This is a genomic window from Microbulbifer mixtoriginis (SeqCode), assembly GCF_052467705.1.
Window position 1 is genome coordinate 1,951,944 of record NZ_CP174322.1, and the last position, 19,962, is coordinate 1,971,905.

Sequence of the window (19,962 nt, forward strand, 5' to 3'; positions counted from 1 at the left end):
CCAGCATTCTTCTGGGCATTTGCGCCTCCTGCGGCGTTGACAGATACCTGCCGATCCCTCACGATTCGACGCCGCGTCGGTAGCTGGGGAACATTTGATTAATTTCACAATGTTTCATGGGGGCTTTTTACAGGCTCTTAGGTGCCGACAATACAATGGTAGCGCCACAAGAAGTGGCTATCTCACCTGTTTTAAAAATCAATGTATCCAGATCACCATGGCCAATAAAAGTCGCCGCTCCTTTATTACCAGCGTGCTCGCCTGTGTCGCATTTGTTGCGGCGGCGATCTTTAGCTGGGACCTGCCTGTCAAGGATGTCCTTTATTACCTGGTCCTTTTGCTGTTAGCGCTGTTTGTCATTATTGCAGCTGCGTTGGGTTTTGGGGCCGTATTGAGCTGGTTACGCAGGCGAAAGTAGACAGATGGCGGCATCAGAAGAGGATATTCGTATACCCATTGCCTACCTGGAGCGATTGCTAGAGGAGGCGATACGCCACGGCTGCGACAAAGCCGAACTGCTCGAGTCGGTCGGTATTGATGAGCATGAGCTGGAGGGTGTGGCGGCATTTTCGGCGATAAAATACGGCCGTCTTTACCAGCGGGTTATGTGGCTGGCCCAAAATGAATGGTTTGGCATGCTCAGTGGCGGGCGAGTGCGTTCGGGCTCTTTCCGCTTGCTGTGTATGGCGGTGGTTAATTGCGCCACTCTGCGCCAGGCAATTACTTTGTGTGCCGAGTTTATGGAGATCTGTCGCGGCTTTAAAGTGAAGCCGGAGCTGCAGGATGGAGAAAATGGCCGCGTGCGGGTAGAAATCCACGGTATCAGCTCCCTGGAAAAAGGGGAGTTTGATCGGCTGTTGGCCGCCACTAGCCCCAGTGTGGTGCGCACTACCTTGGCAGTTTGGCACCGTTTCTACTGCTGGTTGGCAGGGCGTGAAATCCCGCTGGCACGTTTGCATTTTTCTTTCTCCTGTCCGGAAGAGTTTCGCAGCTTGGCTCAGAGCGAAGCGGGCGAACTGTCTTTTGAACAGCCATTCAATGCCCTCGAGTACGATGCACGTTATCTCGATTACCCGGTGGTGCAGAGCCCCCAGATGGTGGAGGATTTTATCCGCACCGCGCCTTATCATCTTGTGATTAGCGACGGCAGCGCCAACAGCATCAAAACCAAGGTTAAAACCATCCTCAACAGGGATGTCAGCGAGTCCATGCCCGCCGCCGAAGCTGTGGCAGAGCGGCTCAATATGTCGGTGACTACTCTGCGCCGCCGCCTGCAGCAAGAGGGCACTTCTTACCAGAAACTGAAAGATGAGTGCCGTATGGAAGCGGCATTCCATTACCTGAGTTGCCCGGATCTCTCCAATGGACAGATTGCCGAGATGCTCGGGTTTGATGAATCCAGTGCTTTTTTCCGCGCCTTTAAGAAGTGGACTGGGATCACGCCAGGCGAATACCGCCGCGGGGGTCGAGCCGCTGCTGGCCTGGATATTTGACTGGCCTGGTCACATTTTTTCGAATTCCCGCCTCGATTTGTCACCGCTTTGGACGGATTTCGCCATAGAGAGGGCTGTAGCCTTACTACTATGATGAACCAATCTTATTAATTAGTCACAAATATGACCGGGCAGTTTCTGGCTGGTCTTAACATAACCGAATTGAGGGTATCAGGATGACCGATATCAAAGTGCCACTGCGTGAAATGCGTTTCGTAATGCGCGAGATGCTGGACTCAGATAAGCATTACGAGTCTCTGGGTTTTGAGGAGGCCACTCCTGATGTCGTGGATGCCATCCTGGAAGAGGGTGCTAAGTTCTGTGAAAATGTACTGGCTCCGCTGAATCAGATCGGCGACCAACAGGGCTGTACCTGGAAAGACGGTGAAGTCACCACTCCAGAAGGCTTTAAAGAGGCCTATCAGCAGTTTGTAGAAGCCGGCTGGCCGGCGCTGCCCCACGATCCCGAATACGGCGGTCAGGGCCTGCCGCCCTCTCTGGGCACCATCATGAGTGAAATGGTGGGTATTGCTAACTGGTCTTGGGGTATGTACCCCGGTCTTTCCCATGGTGCCATGAACACCCTGGAAGAGCACGGTACCGACGAACAGAAGGCGGTTTATCTGACCAAGCTGGTTGAAGGCAGCTGGACCGGCACCATGTGTCTGACCGAGCCTCACTGTGGTACCGACCTGGGTATCCTGCGCACCAAGGCTGAGCCCAACGACGACGGTTCTTACGCGATTACCGGTACTAAGATCTTTATCTCCGCCGGTGAGCACGACATGACCGACAACATCGTGCATATCGTGCTGGCTCGCCTCCCAGATGCGCCGGCTGGCACCAAGGGGATCTCCCTGTTCATCGTGCCCAAGTTTATGCCTAACGCTGATGGCTCTATCGGTGAGCGCAACGGTGTTGTATGTGGTTCTCTGGAACACAAGATGGGTATTCACGGTAATGCCACCGCAGTACTGAACTTTGACGGTGCTAAAGGCTTCCTGATTGGTGAGCCCAACAAAGGTCTGAACTACATGTTCACCTTTATGAATACTGCGCGTCTGGGTACCGCTTTGCAGGGCCTTGCCCACTCCGAAATCGGCTTCCAGAAGTCCTTGGCTTACGCTAAAGATCGCCTGCAAATGCGCTCCCTGTCTGGCGTTAAGAACCCAGAGGGTCCCGCTGACCCAATTATCGTGCACCCTGATGTACGTCGCATGCTGATGACCCAAAAGGCCATCTCTGAAGGCAGCCGTATGTTGGTTGTTACTTGTGCGCAACTGGTTGACATCACTCATAAAGGTGATGAGGAAGCGAAGAAAGAAGCGGAAGATCTGCTGGCATTCCTAACGCCGATCGCTAAAGCATTCATTACCGAAGCCGGTCTTGAGTCTGCCAACCTGGGCCTGCAGTGCTTCGGTGGCCACGGCTACATTGCCGAGTGGGGCATGGAGCAGAATGTACGCGATGCGCGTATCTCCACCATCTACGAAGGTACCACTGGCGTTCAAGCACTCGACCTGCTGGGCCGTAAGGTATTGATGAGTCAGGGTGAGCTGCTGCGCCACTTCACCAAGAAAGTGCACAAGTTCTGCCAGGCGGAAATTGATAATGAAGCGCTTGCGCCTTTTGTTACCAAGCTGCAAGAGCTGAACAAGCAGTGGGGCGACCTGACTCTGCACGTAGGCGGTAAGGCCATGGAGAATGCGGACGAAGTTGGTGCGGCTTCCGTGGATTACCTGATGTTCTCCGGCTACACCGTGCTGGGTTACCTGTGGGCGCGTGCTGCTAAAGTAGCTAACGAGAAGTTAGCTGAAGGCACTGCTGAAGTAGATTTCTATCAAGCCAAGCTGAAGACTGCCCGTTTCTATTTCGAGCGCATCCTTCCGCGTACCTCCAGCCATGCTGAAACCATGCTTAGCGGTGCGGCCAACCTGATGGATCTGGACGCAGAACATTTCGCGTTCTAAATCCAACCTCAATAAAAAACCGTCGGTCTTCACCGGCGGTTTTTTTTACCGGCGCCGAAGTGGCCAATGACGGAGACATTCCGATGCAATTGCCGGATTCAGTTCAGGAGCGCCTGCGGCGCATAGCTTGTTTGCACCCACTTGCTCGGGTACAGTTCCGCCTGCCGGATGCCTGTGACTTTTATGTTTACGTAAAAGGAGCTCCGAATGATCTCGAAGTGGTTTCTGAGTTCGGGCAAACGGAAGAACCGGCGCTAATATTGGAAATGGCTAATCACACTTTGAATGCGATTTTGGCTGGCCATTTAAACGCTAGACATGCTTTTTTGTTGGGAGATGTCCAATACTCTGGAGATAGAGAATTGGCCGCTGCGTTGGCAGGTTTGTTTCCTGCGCAGGGTAAAGAGGACGATGGGTTTGGAGAGGCATGAATAAGCCTCTTTTTTATTGTCTCGCAACATACTACAAACAATAAATAAATTCTCGCTGGCTCCGAAAAATGGCAGGTTTCGTCTATAAGGGCGAGAGATGTGAGCAAGCGATAACAACAATCAGGAATGGGAGAAGAGAGTTGGACATTGATCGCGGCATTCTCGATGTATTTAAAGGCGCTTGCGCCAAATTTGGTGACCGACCGGCTTTCACCTGCCTGGGGCGAACTCTGACTGTCGGTGATATCGACACCTTGAGCGCGAAGTTCGCATCTTATTTGCAAAATCACACCAACTTGAAGCCCGGTGATCGCATCGCTATCCAGCTGCCCAATGTACTGCAGTACCCTGTAGTTGTATTTGGTGCTTTGCGAGCTGGACTTGTGGTCGTCAATACCAATCCGCTGTATACCCAGCGTGAATTAAAGCACCAGTTGAATGACTCCGGTGCCAAAGCATTGGTTGTACTGGCGAATATCGCTGATACCGCTTCGGCTGTTGTTGATGAAACTAGTGTTGAGAAAGTGATCGTTACTGAGATCGCAGACCTGCACAGCCCTTTAAAGCGGGTTCTGATCAACGGCGTTGCCAAGCACATCAAAAAAATGGTGCCGGAATTCTCTTTTGCCCAGCAGGTAAATTTCCGTGAGGTACTGGCTCTCGGTGCACAGAAGGGCAGTGAGGATGTTGAGCGCGCACCAGAAGATATCGCCGTGTTGCAATACACCGGTGGCACCACCGGTGTTGCCAAGGGTGCGATGCTGACCAACCGCAACCTGGTTGCCAATATGCAGCAGGTTCTTGAAGCGTTTGGTAGTGGTATGAAAGAGGGGGAGGAGTTCTATATTGCGCCGCTGCCGCTCTACCATATCTACGCTTTCACCATCCATTGCATGTGCCTGTTCTCCACCGGCAACCACTCTCTGCTGATTCCAAACCCGCGCGATATTCCCGGCTTTGTGAAAACCCTGAAAGGGCAGCGCTTTACCGGCTTTGTTGGCCTGAACACCCTGTTTAACGGCTTGATGCTGAATAAAGATTTTGCCGAATTGGATTTCAGCAAACTGCACTCCACGGCTTCTGGTGGTATGGCTCTGACCAGAGACACTGCCAAGCGCTGGGAAGATATGACCGGCTGTGTGGTTATGGAAGGCTACGGTATGACCGAGACTTCTCCGGTTGTTTCTTTTAACCCCACCGAGGGCGTACAGCTGGGTACTGTGGGTATCCCGGTTCCGGGAACTGAAGTTAAAGTCGTGGATGAAAATGGCAACGATCTGCCGAATAACTCTCCCGGTGAGCTCTGTGTGCGTGGTCCCCAGGTAATGAAGGGATACTGGCAGCGCCCAGAAGCTACTGCCGATACCCTCGATAGTGAAGGTTGGTTGAACACCGGTGATATGGCGGTGATCCAGGATGATGGATACATCAAGATTGTGGATCGCAAGAAGGACATGATTATTGTGTCTGGCTTCAACGTATATCCCAACGAAATTGAAGATATCGTCAGTGCCCATCCAAAAGTGACCGAAGCCGCTGCAATTGGTATTCCCGATGAAAAAAGTGGTGAACAGGTGAAGCTTTTTGTTATCAAGGCTGACCCGTCTTTGACTGAGAAAGAAGTTATCGCTTTCTGTCGAGAGAATATGACGGCATACAAGGTGCCGAGAAAGGTTGAGTTCCGTGAAGATTTGCCAAAGACAAATGTCGGTAAAATCCTGCGTCGTGAACTGCGCGATGAAGAATTGAAGAAAAAGGATGCTATCGGCGCTTAGTTATAAGTTTATCCGGCAATTATTTGGCGGATAACTGCGACACAAGGATGTGTCGCCTGCGATAGCCGTTTCCTAAATCCCGCCCTCTAATAAGCCTGTTTAAATCTGCCATTCTCCGCTGGTCTCAACTGTTTCAATATATCTTCAGTTGCGACTAGAACACTTAAGTGCACACTTGAAAAAGTGCTCGGATCTTTCCGTTGTTAATACTTTCGTGACCAACTTTTTTTATTGTTAATTTCCTTATCTTTTTTTGGGAAAACCTAGTGAAGTTAAAGTGACCATTTATTAGTAGGCTGCCCTCACCCCGATGTGGTGTTGAAAAACATAGGTCTAATTGAAGGGGATCTCTATAACGCGTGACAATTATCTAGGATTTGCTTGGATATTTTTATCTTGTGTAGGGAGTGTTTAGCTTTTGTCCGATTGCCATGCCTCGCGATTAAAGTGACGGCAGGTGCTGCAAAACTGAATGAATCAATTTCCAAAGAGTTTACAGTGGTGGCAAGGCCGATGAGAAGGATATGGACTCTACGGCAGTAGCACTGATGGTATCACTGCCGTAGAGTGGCTGGAGAGAGGGTTACTTACGGGCTTCGGCACTCGCATCGCGAATTGCGCGGAACTCGTTGCCCTCATACCAGTTGGGCCAATCGCGGCTGTTGGCCAGTTTCAGGCCTAGTTTTAGGCCAAGCTGCAGGTCCATTGCCGAACCCTTCAAGTTCCAAGAGGGGTCGTATTCATCGCCAGGCTTGTGGTAATGCTGGCTAACATACTCAGCACCCTTTGCCTGGGCCCACTCGCGGCCATGCTCAAAGTTGTCGCTGCCGGAGTCGAAATACAGCATGGGCACGCCTTTCTTCGCCAGGCTGAAATGATCTGAACGATAGAAGTAGCCGCGCTCCGGGTGCTCTTCCGGGGCTAAATAGCGGCCTTGTCCTTTGGCGGATACCTCCAGCATTTGCTCCAGCTCACTGCTGCCATAACCGATTACAGTAATGTCGCGGGCTGGGCCCAATACGTTCATGGCATCAAAGTTAATGCCAGCAACGGTTTTCTCCAAAGGAGCGACAGGTTTTTCGGCGTAGTACTTGGAGCCAAGCAGGCCTGACTCTTCAGCCGTTACGGCAACGAACAGCAGCGAGCGCTCTGGGCGATCCAGCTTCACCGCCTCAGCGGCCATAGCGATTAAGCCAGCGGTACCGGTGGCATTATCGACGGCCCCGTTAAAGATCTGGTCTTCACCATCTGCATTTTTGTTAACGCCCAGGTGGTCCCAGTGCGCGGTGTAGACAATCACCTCGTCGGGGTGCTTGTTGCCCGAAAGCTTGGCAACCACGTTGCGAGAATTAGACTTCTGCAGGCTGTTTTTCAGTTGTACGCTGGCGGTTATCCCCAGAGCCTTGGGTTTGAAGCCCTGAGTTTTGGCTGCGTCCATTTCCTTTTGCAGATCGAGGCCGGCGGAGCGGAATAGCGTATTGGCGGCTTGATTGGTCATCCAAGCTTCAATAGCAACCCGGTCTGCATTCTTATTTTCGGCTTCGAGGCTGACTTGCGCACCGGACCAGGAGCCACTAACCACTTCCCATGGATAGCCCGCAGCACCTGTCTCATGAATGATAATCGCACCGTCAGCTCCTTGGCGGGCGGCTTCCTCGAACTTGTAGCTCCAGCGGCCGTAATAGGTCATGGCATTGCCATTGAACAAGGCCTTGTCCTGGGTCGCGTAACCGGGGTCATTCACCAAAATAACCGCAGTCTTGCCTTTCATATCCAATCCGGCGTAATCGTTCCAGTTATTCTCTGGAGCGACAATGCCGTAGCCCACAAATACCAACTCGCTGTTCTCCAGGGAGGAGCCTGCGGTCTGTCTTTGGGAGAAGGCCACCATATCGTCTATTGGTTGCAGGTTTTGCTCGAAACCATTGCCCTTGAATGTCAGGGGAGTGGTTTCAATTTCCATTTCCACGATAGGGACTTGCTGGAACCAGCTGGGTTTGCCGGCCGCATCCATTGCCCCTGGCTCCAGGCCCAGCGCCTTGAATTGCTCTGCCAGGTAATTCACGGTGAGTTCTTCACCCTTGGTAGCGGGAGCGCGCCCTTCAAACTTGTCGGAAGCAAGGATCGCAATGTGTTTGTGCAGGTCTGCAGCTATGGCATCGACCTGAGCCTGTTCGGCTTCACCGAGAGATAACTTGGCACCGTCAGCATGGTGGTGTTCAGCATGGGCTGCGTTGTGATCAGCCTCCGGCTTGGCCGCTTCAGTGGTGCTTTTGCCACAAGCGGTTAGTGCGCTGCCAACGGCAATGGTCAAACCGAGGCGACGCCAAAGAGTAGGGATTCGCATAATTATGTCCTGTGAGTCTTGCTCAGACACGGATTATGCACGATATAGAGCAAACTAACGACAATTCTTCGGTAGTCGGCTAGTCAAGCAGGCTGGTACCGCTGGAAGAGAAAAGGGAGAGCCCGCGCATACTAACGCGGGCTCTAAAGGATGTTTGTAAGTGAAGAGTTGGGCTGGGATTACTCGCTGCGCAGCCACTGGCCTTCAGTGGATTGGTCTTGATAGTTAATCCAGACCTTGTCGTAGCCCGTGGCTTCCTTCGCTGCTTTTAGGGCTTGGTTGTCTTTGCTGTTGGTGGGTACCTCAAAGACGTACTGGCTGCCAAGGGCTTGGCAGTTGGCGCTACCGTAAGCCCAGGGTCCGGTAGAGGCAGTGGCGACCCAGCTACCGTCGGTTACATTCTTGCAGGCGAAGCTGTATTGATTGCTGCAGTTGGCATCATTCCAACGCCCGTTGCCCCACTGCATTGCACAGTCTTCATTGTTGAGGTTATTGGGTTCGTTCTGATCCCAGGACCAGATTGCGGCGGCGATACGGCCGTCACTAGTATTCATATTGTCCAGGTTGATAATGTTATGCCCCTGGGCAAAGCCATTGCGTACATCGTTAGCGGTGATCCTCTCAATACCGCCATTGAAGATTTCTCCAATGGTGCCGATAGTGGTGCTGTCTTCCCAGACGCGACCAATCTCACCGAGGCCGGTAAATGCCATATTCTTCATGCTGTTATTACCCGAGCATCCGCCATCTTTCCATACGACAACCTGTTTTCCGGCAGCCAGTACCTGATTCTTGGTCAAGGTGCTTGGAATACTCTGGCAGCCGCCGCTGTAGTAGATTCTGTTGCCAAAGCGGCTAGTAATCTGGTCGTAAAGATCCTGGTGGCGTCCGTCGGAGTGGTCTTCGATGTATAGGATAATAACCTCATCCTGGTTGGCGCTGTCCTCAAGCCAGGCTTTCACCTCATTAAAGCCCTCGGTAGCATACTTGTCGTTCAGGCTGCACAGCCCATGGCAAAGCAGCAAGCGTTTGGGGTAGGAGAAGAGGTTCTCCATTTTTGCCGTCCAGTGGACGTCCAGTTCAATAAATCTTGCTCCCATTCGCAGTTGATCCTTAATGGAGTATTCCTGCTGGGGGTCTAGATAGCGGCAACCAACGGAGAAATTACAGGCTCGATAGACCTCTGAGTTGTAAGTATTGTGGGTACCGAGAATATTATTCTCACTCATTGGGGTGTGGTTATCGATTTTACGTTGCAGGTCCAAGGCTCTGCCTGTCCAGCTATTTTGAAAGTCGGAAACTGTGTCTGCCCATAGTGGTGAACAGATAAGCAGCGACAAAACGGCTGTAATCTGGATTGATTGCATGATATTGAGTTTCATTATTATTCTCCGGGGGCTTTCTGGACGGATAGCCTTTTCGTTCGTTTGGGGTTTTAAGATAAAGAGAGAGATTTTTTAATCTTTTATGTTCAATTATTTTGCGGAACCCTATTGGTACCTTTTTATTGTTTTCTTTTTTTACTATGGGCGGATTTTTCTGTCTAGCGAAAGTGGTGTGATTTAGCAGCTTTTGGGATGTTGGTTTGGTTTTGTTGGGGTTGCTTGGATAGAAAGTTCCAATATCCCATTGATAATGTTCTGTAGTGACCAGGCATTCCATTTTTGCGGGGTTTTTTAATACAAAAATACTCCAGTTAAGGGTCGCTATTGATGCCATAGGGCAAAGTTGTTGGCATGATAAACCCCTTATACCCACTTGCCTCGGAAGCTGTGTGATGGGTTGGTGGGTTTTTTTCTTTTTGGCTATTGCCATAAGCCATAGATGTTTGATCTGAACTTTTTGTTCCTTTTGCCTTTGGAAGGGGGTGGGGGCTCAGGATTTGAAGTTGCGATACTATTTCATTCAATTTTAAGTGGATTTATGGGGTGCCAATATTGAGCTATTTTGAATTAATAAAATCTATATTTTTTTAAGTTTTATATTGCTCTTTGGTCGCCCTCCAAGATAGCAGTACTTGCATATGATTAGTTGCTTTTGGGGGTGTTCTGCAAAGTGTACATCGGTTTGACTTGAGTTTAAGTGATTTCAGCTTTTATGCTTTTTTGTGTTCTTGTAAATGAGGTGTAAAATTTTATGTGTTACAAGAGGGAAAAGTATATTGCTCTCTAATTTAATGTTGGATAATTGCTGGTGCTAAAAATGATAAAAATAAATTGTTTGTTGATAAGTTTATTCTTTGGTTTTTCTGTTGCTGCCAATGCGTATCAGTCAGCGTATTGTGCCGATCCCATCCTGGAAGTAGATTTTGATGGAGTTGTGATTGCTGGTTCCAAGCAGAGACTAGTGAATGTTGCCCTCAGTGGGGAGCCGATGCGGGTGGGTTGGGATTTGGATTTCGATGGAGATAAACAATCAGATCTCACGCATTGGTCAGATGCACAATTTACCAGTGTGGTATCGGGAGAGGTGGCGACCAAGGTCCAGTCTGTACACCGACAAATTCCCAGACTTGAGGATGGAAAAATAGAGCTTTCCACAGATTTTGGGCAGTGGCATGGTCTGCTGGATAGTCGTGGGATTCTACTCGGGCGTTTTGAGCACTCCAAAAGAATAAATGAAGATCGCGTCCATTCAATCTGGTGCTTTACCGAGCCCACTCGTAAAACCTGGCAAATGGTGTTTCAACATGATCGCGCCGGTAACACTATCGAAGGTAAAAAGTCCCAGTTAGTGGATGCTGTGGAAGGAGGGTGGGCGATACGGCTTGGTAGGCTAGATTTGACAAAGGAAAAATTAGAAAAAGAAATTGCTGCAAACAAAGTAGCGGAACTAGTACCTATCTCAGTGCAAATTTCACCTGAGGGAGAAGTCATTGCGCAATTACCGCAAACTTTTCTTCCAAAGCATTTCCTGGATTCCAGTATCAACCAATATGCAAATAGTAAGGTTCTTTGGGGGGCTAAAGTTAGTACTGCAGGTGAGCTTGATTTAATTTGGGAGGATTTACACAGCGGGCAGATCTCTCGTCAACGGCGCAGCCAGATGGGGCTGGCTTGGTTTGTTGAGCGACCTGTAAAGTGAATTGCTGATAGGTTCAGTTTTATTTCGGAGTATGCCCCGGCTTATTGGGCCGGGGCTCAAGCTGATTTGAAATTACTTCAGGATTTTTAGGGTCTCGCGTATTGGGAACAAAATATCGCGGGCTAATTGCTGGCTGCGGGCTGGGGACCACCCCTCTACAGGGTCAGGCAGGTTGTCGTTATCCTTAAATGGCATTTCCAGGGTCAATGCCAGAGTGCGGAACTGATGACCGGCCCAGGCGGTGCCAATGGTAAGGTTGGCTTCGCCAGGTTTGTCCAGCTCATAACCGTGCTCGGTTTGAAAGTCGGGGCTGATAGCCTCGTAGGCCTGTTTAAAGGTTTCTTCCAGTTTTGCGTGGCGCTCGTCATAGCCGGGAATACCTTCACAGGCAGCAACGAAGTTATAGGGAAGTGCTTCGTCTCCATGAATATCTAAGAAGATATCCCCGCCGATTTCCAACATCTTTTCCCGAACGAGGAATACTTCCGGGCTGCGCTCCATGGTGGGATTGAGCCACTCGCGATTCAGGTTGGCACCAGCGGCATTGGTGCGCAGGTGGCCGCGAACGCTTCCGTCGGGGTTCATATTGGGGACTACGTAGAAAACGGTATCTGCCAGCAGTTTCTGGGCTTGAGGGTTGGCATCATCCAACAGCGCCTCAAGGAAGCCCTCTACAAACCACTCCGCCATGGTTTCTCCGGGGTGCTGGCGTGCAATCATCCATACCCGATGCTTGGCGGTTTCGGCATCTCCGATAGTGAGCATGGTCATATCGCGTTGGTCGAGGGTTTTGCCAAGGGTTTGGATTTTTACCCGCTCATTGCTCTGAGCCCAGGCCAGCAGATCCAGGTGGCGCTCCCAGGAGTAAGGTGCGAAGTAAGCCAGGTAAATACTGGGCTCATCCAGGGTTACGGTAAAGTCGAGAGTCTTGCCATCGTAATTGGCGCCGATGCGGAACCAATTCTGACGGTCATAGGAGGCGCACACCCGATAGTTTTCCCAGCCTTCCGGGTAGGCGGATTTACCTGCATTGACAATACTCAGTGGATAGCTTGCGCCCACCTCACCTTCTAGTCGAAAGTGAAACCACTGGTAGAAATCGGAGTTATTATCCTGGCGTATAGCCAGCTGAATAGGGCTGCTTTCAGCGTTGATCACTTCGATATTGCCGCTGTCAAAGGCACTGGTTATGTACATGTAGTGAGCTCCACTCTTGTTGTTGGGCGCAGGATACAGCTCTGGAGGGATTTTTTCAGGGGGAGAGTGGGGGAATTCGCCACTTGAGGGTGCAATTTTGCGCTTTCTGAAATTAAAAAAGCACGGTACCGAATTCGATACCGTGCTTTAGCCATTCCATGGCGGCACCCGCTACGACTACTGCTCCCTGAAATTTCCGGTGTCGGACCCCTGGCGACTGCTCACTGCCCGGCCTGATCACAAGTGCGTCAATCCACACTGTCAGAAATCGACTACATCTCCTTAACATCCCGCAACAAGTGCTGGTTAAAGTTTAGGCAGTTCGATTGGGCAATTGTTGTACGTTGGTGCAGATAGGCGTAAATTTGCTTATCTTTCACCCCGTCGATAATGAGTTGATTGAGAGCTGTAGGGGAGAAACACAAAAGCTTGGCGGAGCCCATTACAGGGGAAGTCTCCGCCTGGACAATATTATCAAAGTTAATAATAGAGGTAGGCCATGAATAGAAATCTAAAGCGTGGCATTGTATTCAGCGGTTTGCTGACCGTGGTGATCAATATGAGTGCTTGTGGTTACTTCCTGTATCCGGAGCGCAAAGGGCAGAGTGGTGGACGGGTTGACCCGGCTGTATTGATACTAGATGGGGCCGCACTGTTATTTGGCATCATCCCCGGTATTGTGGCTTTTGCGGTAGATATCACCAATGGCACCATTTATTTACCGCCAGGGAGTAGCTCTGTAATCGACCGTCACGTCAGTAGCCTGGATGGAGGCGAAGTGCGTCAGATAATCGACGAAGAGGGGCAGGCCTGGCTTGAGATGCCGATAGAAACTTTCACCTCGCAAGAGAAGACCCTGCAGAGCCTGGGGAAAACCTTATCTGATGTCACTGAAAGCCAGATCGATGCCAGTGATATCGTTTGGCTAGAGGACCCCGCAGCCTTACGGGCTGCAACTGCCACCCAGACCGCATCGCGCTAAGTTTTTTCGCTTTCTTTCCTTGAGTTATGGGACTACAAGTTGGCACTTGTAGTCCCTTTTTCCTGCGTCTCAATGAGCGCTGGTTCAATACAGACCTTCTAGCGCCAAAGGAACCACGCTGGCTGCCAGTAAAAGGCCCATGGTGATATTAAACAGTCTCAGGTGGTTGGGTTTGGTCAGAAAGCGCTTTAGCCCTATACCAAAGAACAGCCAAACAGCGACACAGGGACCGCCTATGGCTATAAAGGCTAGGGCGATCTGCAATATGTCTTTCCACACTTCGCCATTTGGGCTTGTGAATGCTGCTAGGGCACCTATGGCCATAATCCAGCCTTTGGGGTTGACCCACTGAAAGGCGATGGCCTGAAAAAATGAAAAGGGGTGGCGATCGCTGGCGGAGTCTATCTCGCGTGTTGAAGCGATCAGCCAGGCCAGATATAGCAGATAGCCAATGCCTACCCAGCGGATAATCTCGTGAAGTACTGGAAATTGGCTGAAGACCGAGCCGAGGCCCAACCCTACAGCAATGACCATTGCGGGAAACCCAAGCCAGATACCCAGCAAGTGTGGTAAGGAGCGGCTGGCGCCGTGATTTAATCCAGAGGACATGATCATTAAGTTATTGGGGCCAGGGGTGATACTGGTGGAAAAGACAAAAAGGGCAATGGGCAACAGCGTTTCTATCAAGGGGGCCTCAGGGTCCATTGTGGGCATCATGCTAAGATGCAGGCAAAACCAGAGAAGCACAAGTGAAATTGATCGACAGCCATTGTCATTTTGATTTTCAAATTTTCGAGACTGATCGGGCTCAGGTCTGGCAGCGCTGTGTCGCCAAGGGGATCAGTCAACTGATTATCCCCGGTGTTTGTAAATCCCAGTGGCAAAAGCTTGCGCTATTGGTTGACGATCAGCCCCATTGGCATGCGGCTGTTGGAGTCCATCCTTGGTGGGTGTCAAAAAACTGCCAGGAAGATGAAGAGTGTATCAAAGAGGTGCAACTGAACAGTGCACTAGCCGAGCATTTGCAGCAGTATCGCTGTATTGCTGTCGGAGAGTGTGGCCTGGATGCCGCTATAGCAACTCCGTTAGAAAAACAAATTGCTGTATTTAAAACACAGCTGGAAGTTGCCAGTGACTTACAGCTACCACTGATTTTACATGTGCATCGGGCGCACAACGAAGTACTTAAGCTATTGAAGCAATACCCTCTACCAAGGGGAGGAGTGGTACATGCATTTAGTGGTAGTGAGCAGATGGCTATGGACTACTGGAAAATGGGCTTTTATTTGGGCGTTGGTGGCACTATCACTTACAGTCGCGCGGCCAAAACCCGCAAGACCGTTACACGTATGCCGTTAGAGAGCCTGATACTGGAATCCGATGCACCCGATATGCCACTGTCAGGGCGGCAGGGGCAGCGAAATAGCCCTGAAAATCTGCCATTAATAGCCGCCGAATTAGCGGCGCTGCGCGGTATTTCTTTACAAGAAATTGCCAGCGCAACACGAAAAAATACTGAGATATTATTTGCCCTATGAGTTTTTCTGCAGAGCAATTCAAGAAGCAGTTTCCACTTTTTGCCCAGGAGGAAAATGCAGGATTAGTCTACCTGGATAATGCAGCTACCACGCAAAAACCGCTATCCGTTATTAATGCGATGCGGGATTACTATATTCACAGTAGTGCCAACACTCATAGATCTAGTCATCGATTAGCGCGCAGGTCTACTGAAATAGTCGAGCAGGTGCGCTATGAAACCAAGCAGTTTGTGAATGCCGCTAGTACCAAAGAAATCATTTTTTGTCGCGGTGCAACTGAGGCCCTGAATCTACTCGCCCATTGTCTTTGTAGTGAATTACAGCCTGGCGATGAGATAGTTATTTCCACCGCTGAACATCACGCGAATATCGTACCCTGGCAGATGATGGCCAAGCGCCATAATCTGATTCTGCGCTATGTGCCCCACTCTGCAGGAATTCCCCAGTTTGATCGACTGGGAGAGGTGTTGAACGATCGTACACGAGTGGTTTCTCTGACCGGTGGTTCCAACTCAATAGGTTTGCGTCCAGATCTCTCATTAATTCGAAAATTGTTACGATCTTGGCAACTTATGTGGATCGTGGATGGCGCTCAGTTGGCCGCTCATGAAGAAATTGATGTACAAAAAATTGGTTGTGATTTCTTTGTTTGTTCCGCACATAAGTTTTACGGCCCCAGTGGGATCGGTTTTCTCTACGGGCGCGAAACCCTTTTGGAGTCAATGCCCCCTTGGCACGGTGGGGGTGAGATGATCGCGGAAGTAGAATTCCAGCAGAGCCACTACGCCGAATTACCTCATAAATTTGAGGCGGGCACATCACCACTGGCTGCAATAGCCGGGCTGGGGGCGTCACTGGATTTCCTCTCCCGACAGGATCGTACCGCTATGGCCGAACATGAACAAAGACTGACACACTGGCTGCACCGGGAACTAAATGCATCCCCAAACTTTCGTTTGATCAGTCAAGCTAGTCACAACCTCGGAATAATTTCATTTGTGCCGCTCGAAGGCAGTGCTACGGATTTAATGCACTGGCTGGATGAGCGGGATATTGCCGTGCGGGTGGGGCATCACTGTGCGCAAATACTGGGGCGAACCAGTGGCAATCAGGTTACGGTGCGCGCCTCTATAGCGGCTTATAACACCGACGATGATATCAGGGCATTTCTGCAGGCGTTAGAGGACTATTGCGAGGTCCAACAGCTGGTCACATCTGGGGTAGAGGTTCACTCCAAAAGCTGGGTAAGAGATGATTTTTCCCTGTTGCAACTTGAGTGTCTGGCCTCTCATCAAAATTGGCAGGGGCGTTATCGTGAGCTATTGCAGTGGAGTAAAGTGGTTACCCGTAAGCCCGAGATCCGCAATCCGGAGAATCTCGTTCGTGGCTGTGAATCTGAGGCCTGGTTAGTACACAGGGAAATAGATGGGCGTCACTTCTTTGGACTCGACAGCGATAGCCGGGTGGTTAAGGGGCTCGGGGCACTGTTGCTTTCTCAGATAGATGGTTGCACTGCGGACGAGGTCCAAGCATTGGACCTGCCCCAACTATTTAATGAATTGGGGCTGAGTAAGCACTTGAGTCAGTCTCGCAGTAATGGGTTCTATGCTTTGATGCGCCGCGCATTACATCATATAGAGAGCGGCGCAGATCGGTCTTGATAAGGTTATACACCTGGGTTGGCAGGGCTGAGGCTTGCGACTCTACCGGGCGTTTTAGCTTTCAGGCCGAACAGTAATCGCAGCAAGGGCACCCTCCGAATGATAAATTCATGAATAGCGAGACACCCTATCACCGTTATTAAAAAGACCAGTAGGGGCTCGATAACCGGCCCCATGGAAAACGCTTTCAACTTAAAGAGCGCCGCAACGGTAATTGTCTGGTGCAGGATGTACCAGGGGTAAACTGCCTCTGTGGCATAGGGCAACCATGTAAACGGGCGGTTGAGGCAGTAGTGTCCCCAAGCTAATACTGTAAGTAGCCAGAACCAACGATTGGCATAAATCACTATCAGTTGAATTAAAGACTGCCCAGGAATTATATCCTCTTCCAATACCCGATCGAACAGCAGGAATAGGCAAAAACAAAGCGGAGCTGCAATCAGCAGGAAGAAGCGCAGGCGCACTAGCAGTTTCCATGGAGCCTCATTGCTGACAAGCAGGTAGCCGAATAGAAAGAAAGTGAAAAATTGTGCATGGGTATACCAATCACCAACAACGGCGTAGTTAATTCCACCAAAAAGCGGGAAGAGACAGAGGCCGTATAAAGTGAGGGGTAGCAGCGGCATGAATAGAAGCTGCCAGGCTCTAAAGCGAGATAGCCAGTTTCCTAGTCCTGGCCCGTAGGTATGCAGAAAATAAGATACTGGAATAATGGCTAGCGTGTAGCAGAGCAGGTAGGGTAAATACCAGAGGTGATTCCAGGTGAAGCCAACATGGCTACCTGCAAAGCTCTCGGCCGGCCAGGGTTGAAACGTAAAGTATTGCCAGAGGAAGCTTAGGTAACCTGGCTCTATGACGCCGTTGGAGAGCGCCTCATAGTAAGCTTGTGGTGGCACTATAACCAGTATGCCGAAGAGAAGTGGGATAAGTAGCTGTCGCAATCGCCTCAGCAGAAACCGAGCGCTCCCAAGCTTAGCCAGCAGAAAGTATGTTGCGGCCCCAGAGATCAGGAACAGCAATGGCATTCGCCACTGGTTAACTGCCAGCATCAGGATCTGCAAAGGTTCACTCTGGTAAGTGCTCTTTACATGCCAGCCCCATTCAGCCACATAGGCCATCCCCAGGTGATACAGAATGAGTAGGGCAAAAGCGAGCACGCGCAGGGCATCAATGTCATGGCGGCGATGAATGTTTTTTTGCATGGCGTCCTTCATTTGGATTTGAAACAAGTTTCGCTATGTTCCTTGGGAAAATACCCTGTCTGCTATGCAAAGGACGTGAGATGCATTGCTAAAGGTGTGAATGGTGGTTTTCAGGGATGAGTTGAAGCTATGCTACCGGCAAAAGTGCATGGGGATTGGAATAAATGACGGTACAAATGTACCTGGCGCGCAGGCGGCAATTTGAAATAGGGCTCTGCATTCTGTTCTTATTCGTACTATGGCTGGTGCAATTTACAGTAGTGTACCTGGAGCATCTCGGAGCGGAGTCCAGATTTAAGCCTTGGGAGTTTTTGGTTTGGGAGGGCACCAGTATTCTGGTTGTGGGGCTGTTGTTCCCATTGATTCTGATCTGGGATCGTCGCTTTCCCCTAAGTAAGGAAACACTTGCTCGACATTTATTTATACATCTACTGCTGACCCTGCCTTGGTCGCTTTTACATGTTGTTGCTATGGTGGCACTGCGTACGGCGATCTACTACCTCGAAGGTGGCTCCTACAATTTTGGACACTGGGGAATTGAATTTTTCTATGAGTACCTGAAAGATTTTCGTACTTATGGCTTTCTACTGGGGGCTGTTTATTTATATCGTTTTCTCCTACGCTGCATACAAGGTGAGTCACTAGAACCCCCGGATGAAGGGCGACCTAAAGACTCTATTGAGCGCCCGGAGCGCCTTTTAATAAAGAAGCTGGGTAAAGAATTTCTGGTGAATGTAAAAGATATCGAGTGGGTGGAAGCCGCTGGGAATTATGTAAATTTGCATTTGGGAGAAAGAATTTATCCCCTTCGCGATACCATGGCAAAGTTACTGGAACGTTTAGACCCAGATGACTTTGTGCGGGTGCACCGCTCTTATATTGTGCGTTTGGATTCCATTGCCGAGATAGTTCCCCTTGAAAGTGGGGATGCGCGTATTTGCTTAAAAGGTGGCCAACAAATCCCTGTAAGTCGTCGCTACAGGGATCTGCTCAGGACTCAGTTGAGGTCGGCTTAGCTTGTGCTTTTGGCCTGTAGAAGCCTTTCTATAGCTCGGGAAGCTGCCACAAAGCCAAAAGTGCCGGTAACCATGGTGGCTGCACCAAAGCCACCACTGCAATCTAATTTAACCCCATTCTGCATGGCGCTTTTCTGCTGGCAAACGTCACCATCGGGTTTCGGGTAAACCATCGACTCGCGGGAGAAAATGGCGTCCACACCGAACTGCCGTTTGCTGCTCTTTTGGAAATTGTGAAAACGATAGAGATGCTGACGCACCTTGGCCAGCATGGGGTCGTTGATGGTGCGACCGAGATCCGCACACTCAATGGCCTGTGGGGAGCGCTTACCACCGGCGGAGCCAACGGTGATCAGGCGCAATTTTCGCGCTTTGCAGTAGGCAACCAGCGAAGCTTTAACTCGCGCATTATCGATGGCGTCAATAACGATATCCAGAGAATCTCTATCGGGGTCGATCAGCTCGGCCAGATTGTCTGTGGCGATAAAGTCATCGATAGCGGTGACCTGAATCTCCGGGTTGATCTGCCTGAGTCGGTCGGCCATGACCTCGATCTTCATGTGTCCAACCGTTGAGGAGAGGGCGTGGCACTGGCGATTAGTGTTGGTGATACATATATCGTCGAGATCAATTAGTGTCAGGGCGCCTACACCACTTCGGGCAAGTGCCTCAGCGATCCAGGTACCCACACCGCCGATGCCGATAACTAATATATGGGCCCGATTCAATATCTCCAGGGCATGGTTACCATACAGGCGGGCGATGCCGCCAAAGCGTTGTAGGTATTGTTCAGACAGACTCATTGGGGCTCTTTTCCGATACTTCTTCCAGAAAGCGGTGCTTGTCTACCGCAGAGGGCAGTAAACAACTACTGCGCCGGCCAAACCAGCGGTAGCGATTGCGCGCTACCAAATCGTAGAGCCAATCCCGCACTGAGCGCGGAATGTAGCGCAAAACCACAAGATAACGCCAGTAGCCATCAAGGTTGGCTGAGATACGAAGGGCCGCCTCACTCTTATGGTATTGCTGGAAGCAATCTCCCTGTCGCTCTAATAGAATCACGCTCTCATAGGTTTTCAGGGGTAGCCCAAGCTTCCTCAAGTAGTGCTGGCCAGCCTGGGACTGTACTCGGCAGAGCGTGAAGCGACAATGAGGGTCGTACTTTATGAGCAGATGGCTCCAGCCGTTACAAAGGTTACACTGGCTGTCGAAGAGGACGATTTTTTCAGGAGGAGAGGGGGGCATGGGGGAAAATAGCGGCCCGGA

The 19,962-nt window shown here is 50.5% G+C and carries 18 protein-coding genes; 10 read left to right on the plus strand and 8 right to left on the minus strand.

The features are described from left to right. Positions 1 to 217: 217 nt before the first annotated feature. The 5 genes from ACJJIB_RS08760 to ACJJIB_RS08780 all read left to right on the plus strand — a co-directional run bounded on the left by ACJJIB_RS08760 (position 218) and on the right by ACJJIB_RS08780 (position 5,669). Positions 218 to 418: a hypothetical protein gene (locus ACJJIB_RS08760; protein WP_252085344.1), complete on the plus strand. Its 201-nt coding sequence runs from the start codon at positions 218 to 220 to the stop codon at positions 416 to 418. Positions 419 to 422: 4 nt separating this feature from the next. Next, positions 423 to 1,493 carry an AraC family transcriptional regulator gene (locus ACJJIB_RS08765; RefSeq protein ID WP_252085345.1) on the plus strand — a complete coding sequence of 357 codons (1,071 nt, stop codon included), beginning with the start codon at positions 423 to 425 and terminating at the stop codon, positions 1,491 to 1,493. Positions 1,494 to 1,669: 176 nt separating this feature from the next. Continuing rightward, complete coding sequence (locus tag ACJJIB_RS08770; RefSeq protein WP_252085346.1) at positions 1,670 to 3,463, plus strand: acyl-CoA dehydrogenase C-terminal domain-containing protein; 1,794 nt, start codon at positions 1,670 to 1,672, stop codon at positions 3,461 to 3,463. An 83-nt stretch (positions 3,464 to 3,546) separates the two neighbouring features. Next, positions 3,547 to 3,894: an SCP2 sterol-binding domain-containing protein gene (locus tag ACJJIB_RS08775; RefSeq protein WP_252085347.1), complete on the plus strand. Its 348-nt coding sequence runs from the start codon at positions 3,547 to 3,549 to the stop codon at positions 3,892 to 3,894. Between the two features lie 140 nt (positions 3,895 to 4,034). Beyond that, positions 4,035 to 5,669 carry an AMP-binding protein gene (locus ACJJIB_RS08780; RefSeq protein WP_286037011.1) on the plus strand — a complete coding sequence of 545 codons (1,635 nt, stop codon included), beginning with the start codon at positions 4,035 to 4,037 and terminating at the stop codon, positions 5,667 to 5,669. Between the two features lie 583 nt (positions 5,670 to 6,252). Here ACJJIB_RS08780 and ACJJIB_RS08785 read toward each other — a convergent pair. From ACJJIB_RS08785 to ACJJIB_RS08795, 3 genes are all read right to left on the minus strand, one after another. Beyond that, complete coding sequence (locus ACJJIB_RS08785; protein ID WP_444888590.1) at positions 6,253 to 8,016, minus strand: M28 family metallopeptidase; 1,764 nt, start codon at positions 8,014 to 8,016, stop codon at positions 6,253 to 6,255. A gap of 179 nt (positions 8,017 to 8,195) precedes the next feature. Continuing rightward, complete coding sequence (locus ACJJIB_RS08790) at positions 8,196 to 9,398, minus strand: phosphatidylinositol-specific phospholipase C domain-containing protein (protein WP_444885440.1); 1,203 nt, start codon at positions 9,396 to 9,398, stop codon at positions 8,196 to 8,198. Continuing rightward, the gene (locus ACJJIB_RS08795; protein WP_444888591.1) at positions 9,298 to 9,831 is read right to left on the minus strand and encodes a hypothetical protein; all 534 of its coding nucleotides are present in this window, start codon (positions 9,829 to 9,831) and stop codon (positions 9,298 to 9,300) included. Before ACJJIB_RS08795 ends, ACJJIB_RS08790 begins: the two co-directional genes overlap by 101 nt. 387 nt (positions 9,832 to 10,218) lie before the next feature. Here ACJJIB_RS08795 and ACJJIB_RS08800 point away from each other — a divergent pair, with 387 nt between their 5' ends. Next, a complete protein-coding gene (locus ACJJIB_RS08800) occupies positions 10,219 to 11,100 on the plus strand; it encodes a hypothetical protein (RefSeq protein ID WP_444888592.1) in 882 nt (293 codons plus the stop codon). Positions 11,101 to 11,172: 72 nt separating this feature from the next. On the opposite strand, the gene ACJJIB_RS08805 is transcribed toward ACJJIB_RS08800, so the two are convergent. Next, positions 11,173 to 12,297, minus strand: a complete 1,125-nt coding sequence (locus ACJJIB_RS08805) for a M14 family metallopeptidase (protein ID WP_444888593.1) — start codon at positions 12,295 to 12,297, stop codon at positions 11,173 to 11,175. A 499-nt stretch (positions 12,298 to 12,796) separates the two neighbouring features. On the opposite strand from ACJJIB_RS08805, the gene ACJJIB_RS08810 reads away from it, so the two are divergent. Next, on the plus strand, positions 12,797 to 13,279 hold the full coding sequence (locus ACJJIB_RS08810; RefSeq protein WP_444888594.1) for a hypothetical protein: 483 nt from the start codon (positions 12,797 to 12,799) through the stop codon (positions 13,277 to 13,279). 84 nt (positions 13,280 to 13,363) lie between these two features. Here ACJJIB_RS08810 and ACJJIB_RS08815 read toward each other — a convergent pair whose 3' ends face one another. After that, the gene (locus ACJJIB_RS08815; RefSeq protein ID WP_252085353.1) at positions 13,364 to 13,996 is read right to left on the minus strand and encodes a LysE family translocator; all 633 of its coding nucleotides are present in this window, start codon (positions 13,994 to 13,996) and stop codon (positions 13,364 to 13,366) included. Between the two features lie 32 nt (positions 13,997 to 14,028). Here ACJJIB_RS08815 and ACJJIB_RS08820 point away from each other — a divergent pair, with 32 nt between their 5' ends. Both ACJJIB_RS08820 and ACJJIB_RS08825 read left to right on the plus strand, forming a co-directional pair. Continuing rightward, the gene (locus ACJJIB_RS08820; RefSeq protein WP_444888595.1) at positions 14,029 to 14,817 is read left to right on the plus strand and encodes a TatD family hydrolase; all 789 of its coding nucleotides are present in this window, start codon (positions 14,029 to 14,031) and stop codon (positions 14,815 to 14,817) included. Next, entirely contained in the window at positions 14,814 to 16,478 is a 1,665-nt protein-coding gene (locus tag ACJJIB_RS08825) for an aminotransferase class V-fold PLP-dependent enzyme (RefSeq protein ID WP_444888596.1), read from the plus strand. The genes ACJJIB_RS08820 and ACJJIB_RS08825 overlap by 4 nt, the downstream gene beginning before the upstream one ends. 5 nt (positions 16,479 to 16,483) lie before the next feature. Here the strand turns inward: ACJJIB_RS08825 and ACJJIB_RS08830 are convergent, their stop codons facing one another. Continuing rightward, positions 16,484 to 17,680, minus strand: coding sequence for an acyltransferase family protein (locus tag ACJJIB_RS08830; protein ID WP_444888597.1), 1,197 nt, complete (start codon positions 17,678 to 17,680; stop codon positions 16,484 to 16,486). 164 nt (positions 17,681 to 17,844) lie between these two features. On the opposite strand from ACJJIB_RS08830, the gene ACJJIB_RS08835 reads away from it, so the two are divergent. After that, complete coding sequence (locus ACJJIB_RS08835) at positions 17,845 to 18,696, plus strand: LytR/AlgR family response regulator transcription factor (protein ID WP_444888598.1); 852 nt, start codon at positions 17,845 to 17,847, stop codon at positions 18,694 to 18,696. Here ACJJIB_RS08835 and tcdA read toward each other — a convergent pair. Then, positions 18,693 to 19,499, minus strand: coding sequence for a tRNA cyclic N6-threonylcarbamoyladenosine(37) synthase TcdA (tcdA, locus tag ACJJIB_RS08840; protein ID WP_444888599.1), 807 nt, complete (start codon positions 19,497 to 19,499; stop codon positions 18,693 to 18,695). The two genes, ACJJIB_RS08835 and tcdA, sit on opposite strands and share 4 nt — an antisense overlap. Continuing rightward, on the minus strand, positions 19,486 to 19,941 hold the full coding sequence (locus ACJJIB_RS08845; protein WP_444885431.1) for a thiol-disulfide oxidoreductase DCC family protein: 456 nt from the start codon (positions 19,939 to 19,941) through the stop codon (positions 19,486 to 19,488). The genes tcdA and ACJJIB_RS08845 overlap by 14 nt, the downstream gene beginning before the upstream one ends. Positions 19,942 to 19,962 lie beyond the last annotated feature (21 nt).

What these genes read in the sequence shown, in the direction of transcription:
- ACJJIB_RS08770 (WP_252085346.1), top strand. Translation starts at nt 1,670, where the DNA reads ATGACCGATATCAAAGTGCCACTGCGTGAAATGCGTTTCGTAATGCGC.
- ACJJIB_RS08795 (WP_444888591.1), bottom strand. Translation starts at nt 9,831, where the DNA reads ATGGCAATAGCCAAAAAGAAAAAAACCCACCAACCCATCACACAGCTT.
- ACJJIB_RS08815 (WP_252085353.1), bottom strand. Translation starts at nt 13,996, where the DNA reads ATGATGCCCACAATGGACCCTGAGGCCCCCTTGATAGAAACGCTGTTG.
- ACJJIB_RS08785 (WP_444888590.1), bottom strand. Translation starts at nt 8,016, where the DNA reads ATGCGAATCCCTACTCTTTGGCGTCGCCTCGGTTTGACCATTGCCGTT.
- ACJJIB_RS08775 (WP_252085347.1), top strand. Translation starts at nt 3,547, where the DNA reads ATGCAATTGCCGGATTCAGTTCAGGAGCGCCTGCGGCGCATAGCTTGT.
- tcdA (WP_444888599.1), bottom strand. Translation starts at nt 19,499, where the DNA reads ATGAGTCTGTCTGAACAATACCTACAACGCTTTGGCGGCATCGCCCGC.
- ACJJIB_RS08830 (WP_444888597.1), bottom strand. Translation starts at nt 17,680, where the DNA reads ATGCAAAAAAACATTCATCGCCGCCATGACATTGATGCCCTGCGCGTG.
- ACJJIB_RS08845 (WP_444885431.1), bottom strand. Translation starts at nt 19,941, where the DNA reads ATGCCCCCCTCTCCTCCTGAAAAAATCGTCCTCTTCGACAGCCAGTGT.
- ACJJIB_RS08790 (WP_444885440.1), bottom strand. Translation starts at nt 9,398, where the DNA reads ATGAAACTCAATATCATGCAATCAATCCAGATTACAGCCGTTTTGTCG.
- ACJJIB_RS08825 (WP_444888596.1), top strand. Translation starts at nt 14,814, where the DNA reads ATGAGTTTTTCTGCAGAGCAATTCAAGAAGCAGTTTCCACTTTTTGCC.
- ACJJIB_RS08765 (WP_252085345.1), top strand. Translation starts at nt 423, where the DNA reads ATGGCGGCATCAGAAGAGGATATTCGTATACCCATTGCCTACCTGGAG.
- ACJJIB_RS08835 (WP_444888598.1), top strand. Translation starts at nt 17,845, where the DNA reads ATGACGGTACAAATGTACCTGGCGCGCAGGCGGCAATTTGAAATAGGG.
- ACJJIB_RS08760 (WP_252085344.1), top strand. Translation starts at nt 218, where the DNA reads ATGGCCAATAAAAGTCGCCGCTCCTTTATTACCAGCGTGCTCGCCTGT.
- ACJJIB_RS08800 (WP_444888592.1), top strand. Translation starts at nt 10,219, where the DNA reads ATGATAAAAATAAATTGTTTGTTGATAAGTTTATTCTTTGGTTTTTCT.
- ACJJIB_RS08810 (WP_444888594.1), top strand. Translation starts at nt 12,797, where the DNA reads ATGAATAGAAATCTAAAGCGTGGCATTGTATTCAGCGGTTTGCTGACC.
- ACJJIB_RS08805 (WP_444888593.1), bottom strand. Translation starts at nt 12,297, where the DNA reads ATGTACATAACCAGTGCCTTTGACAGCGGCAATATCGAAGTGATCAAC.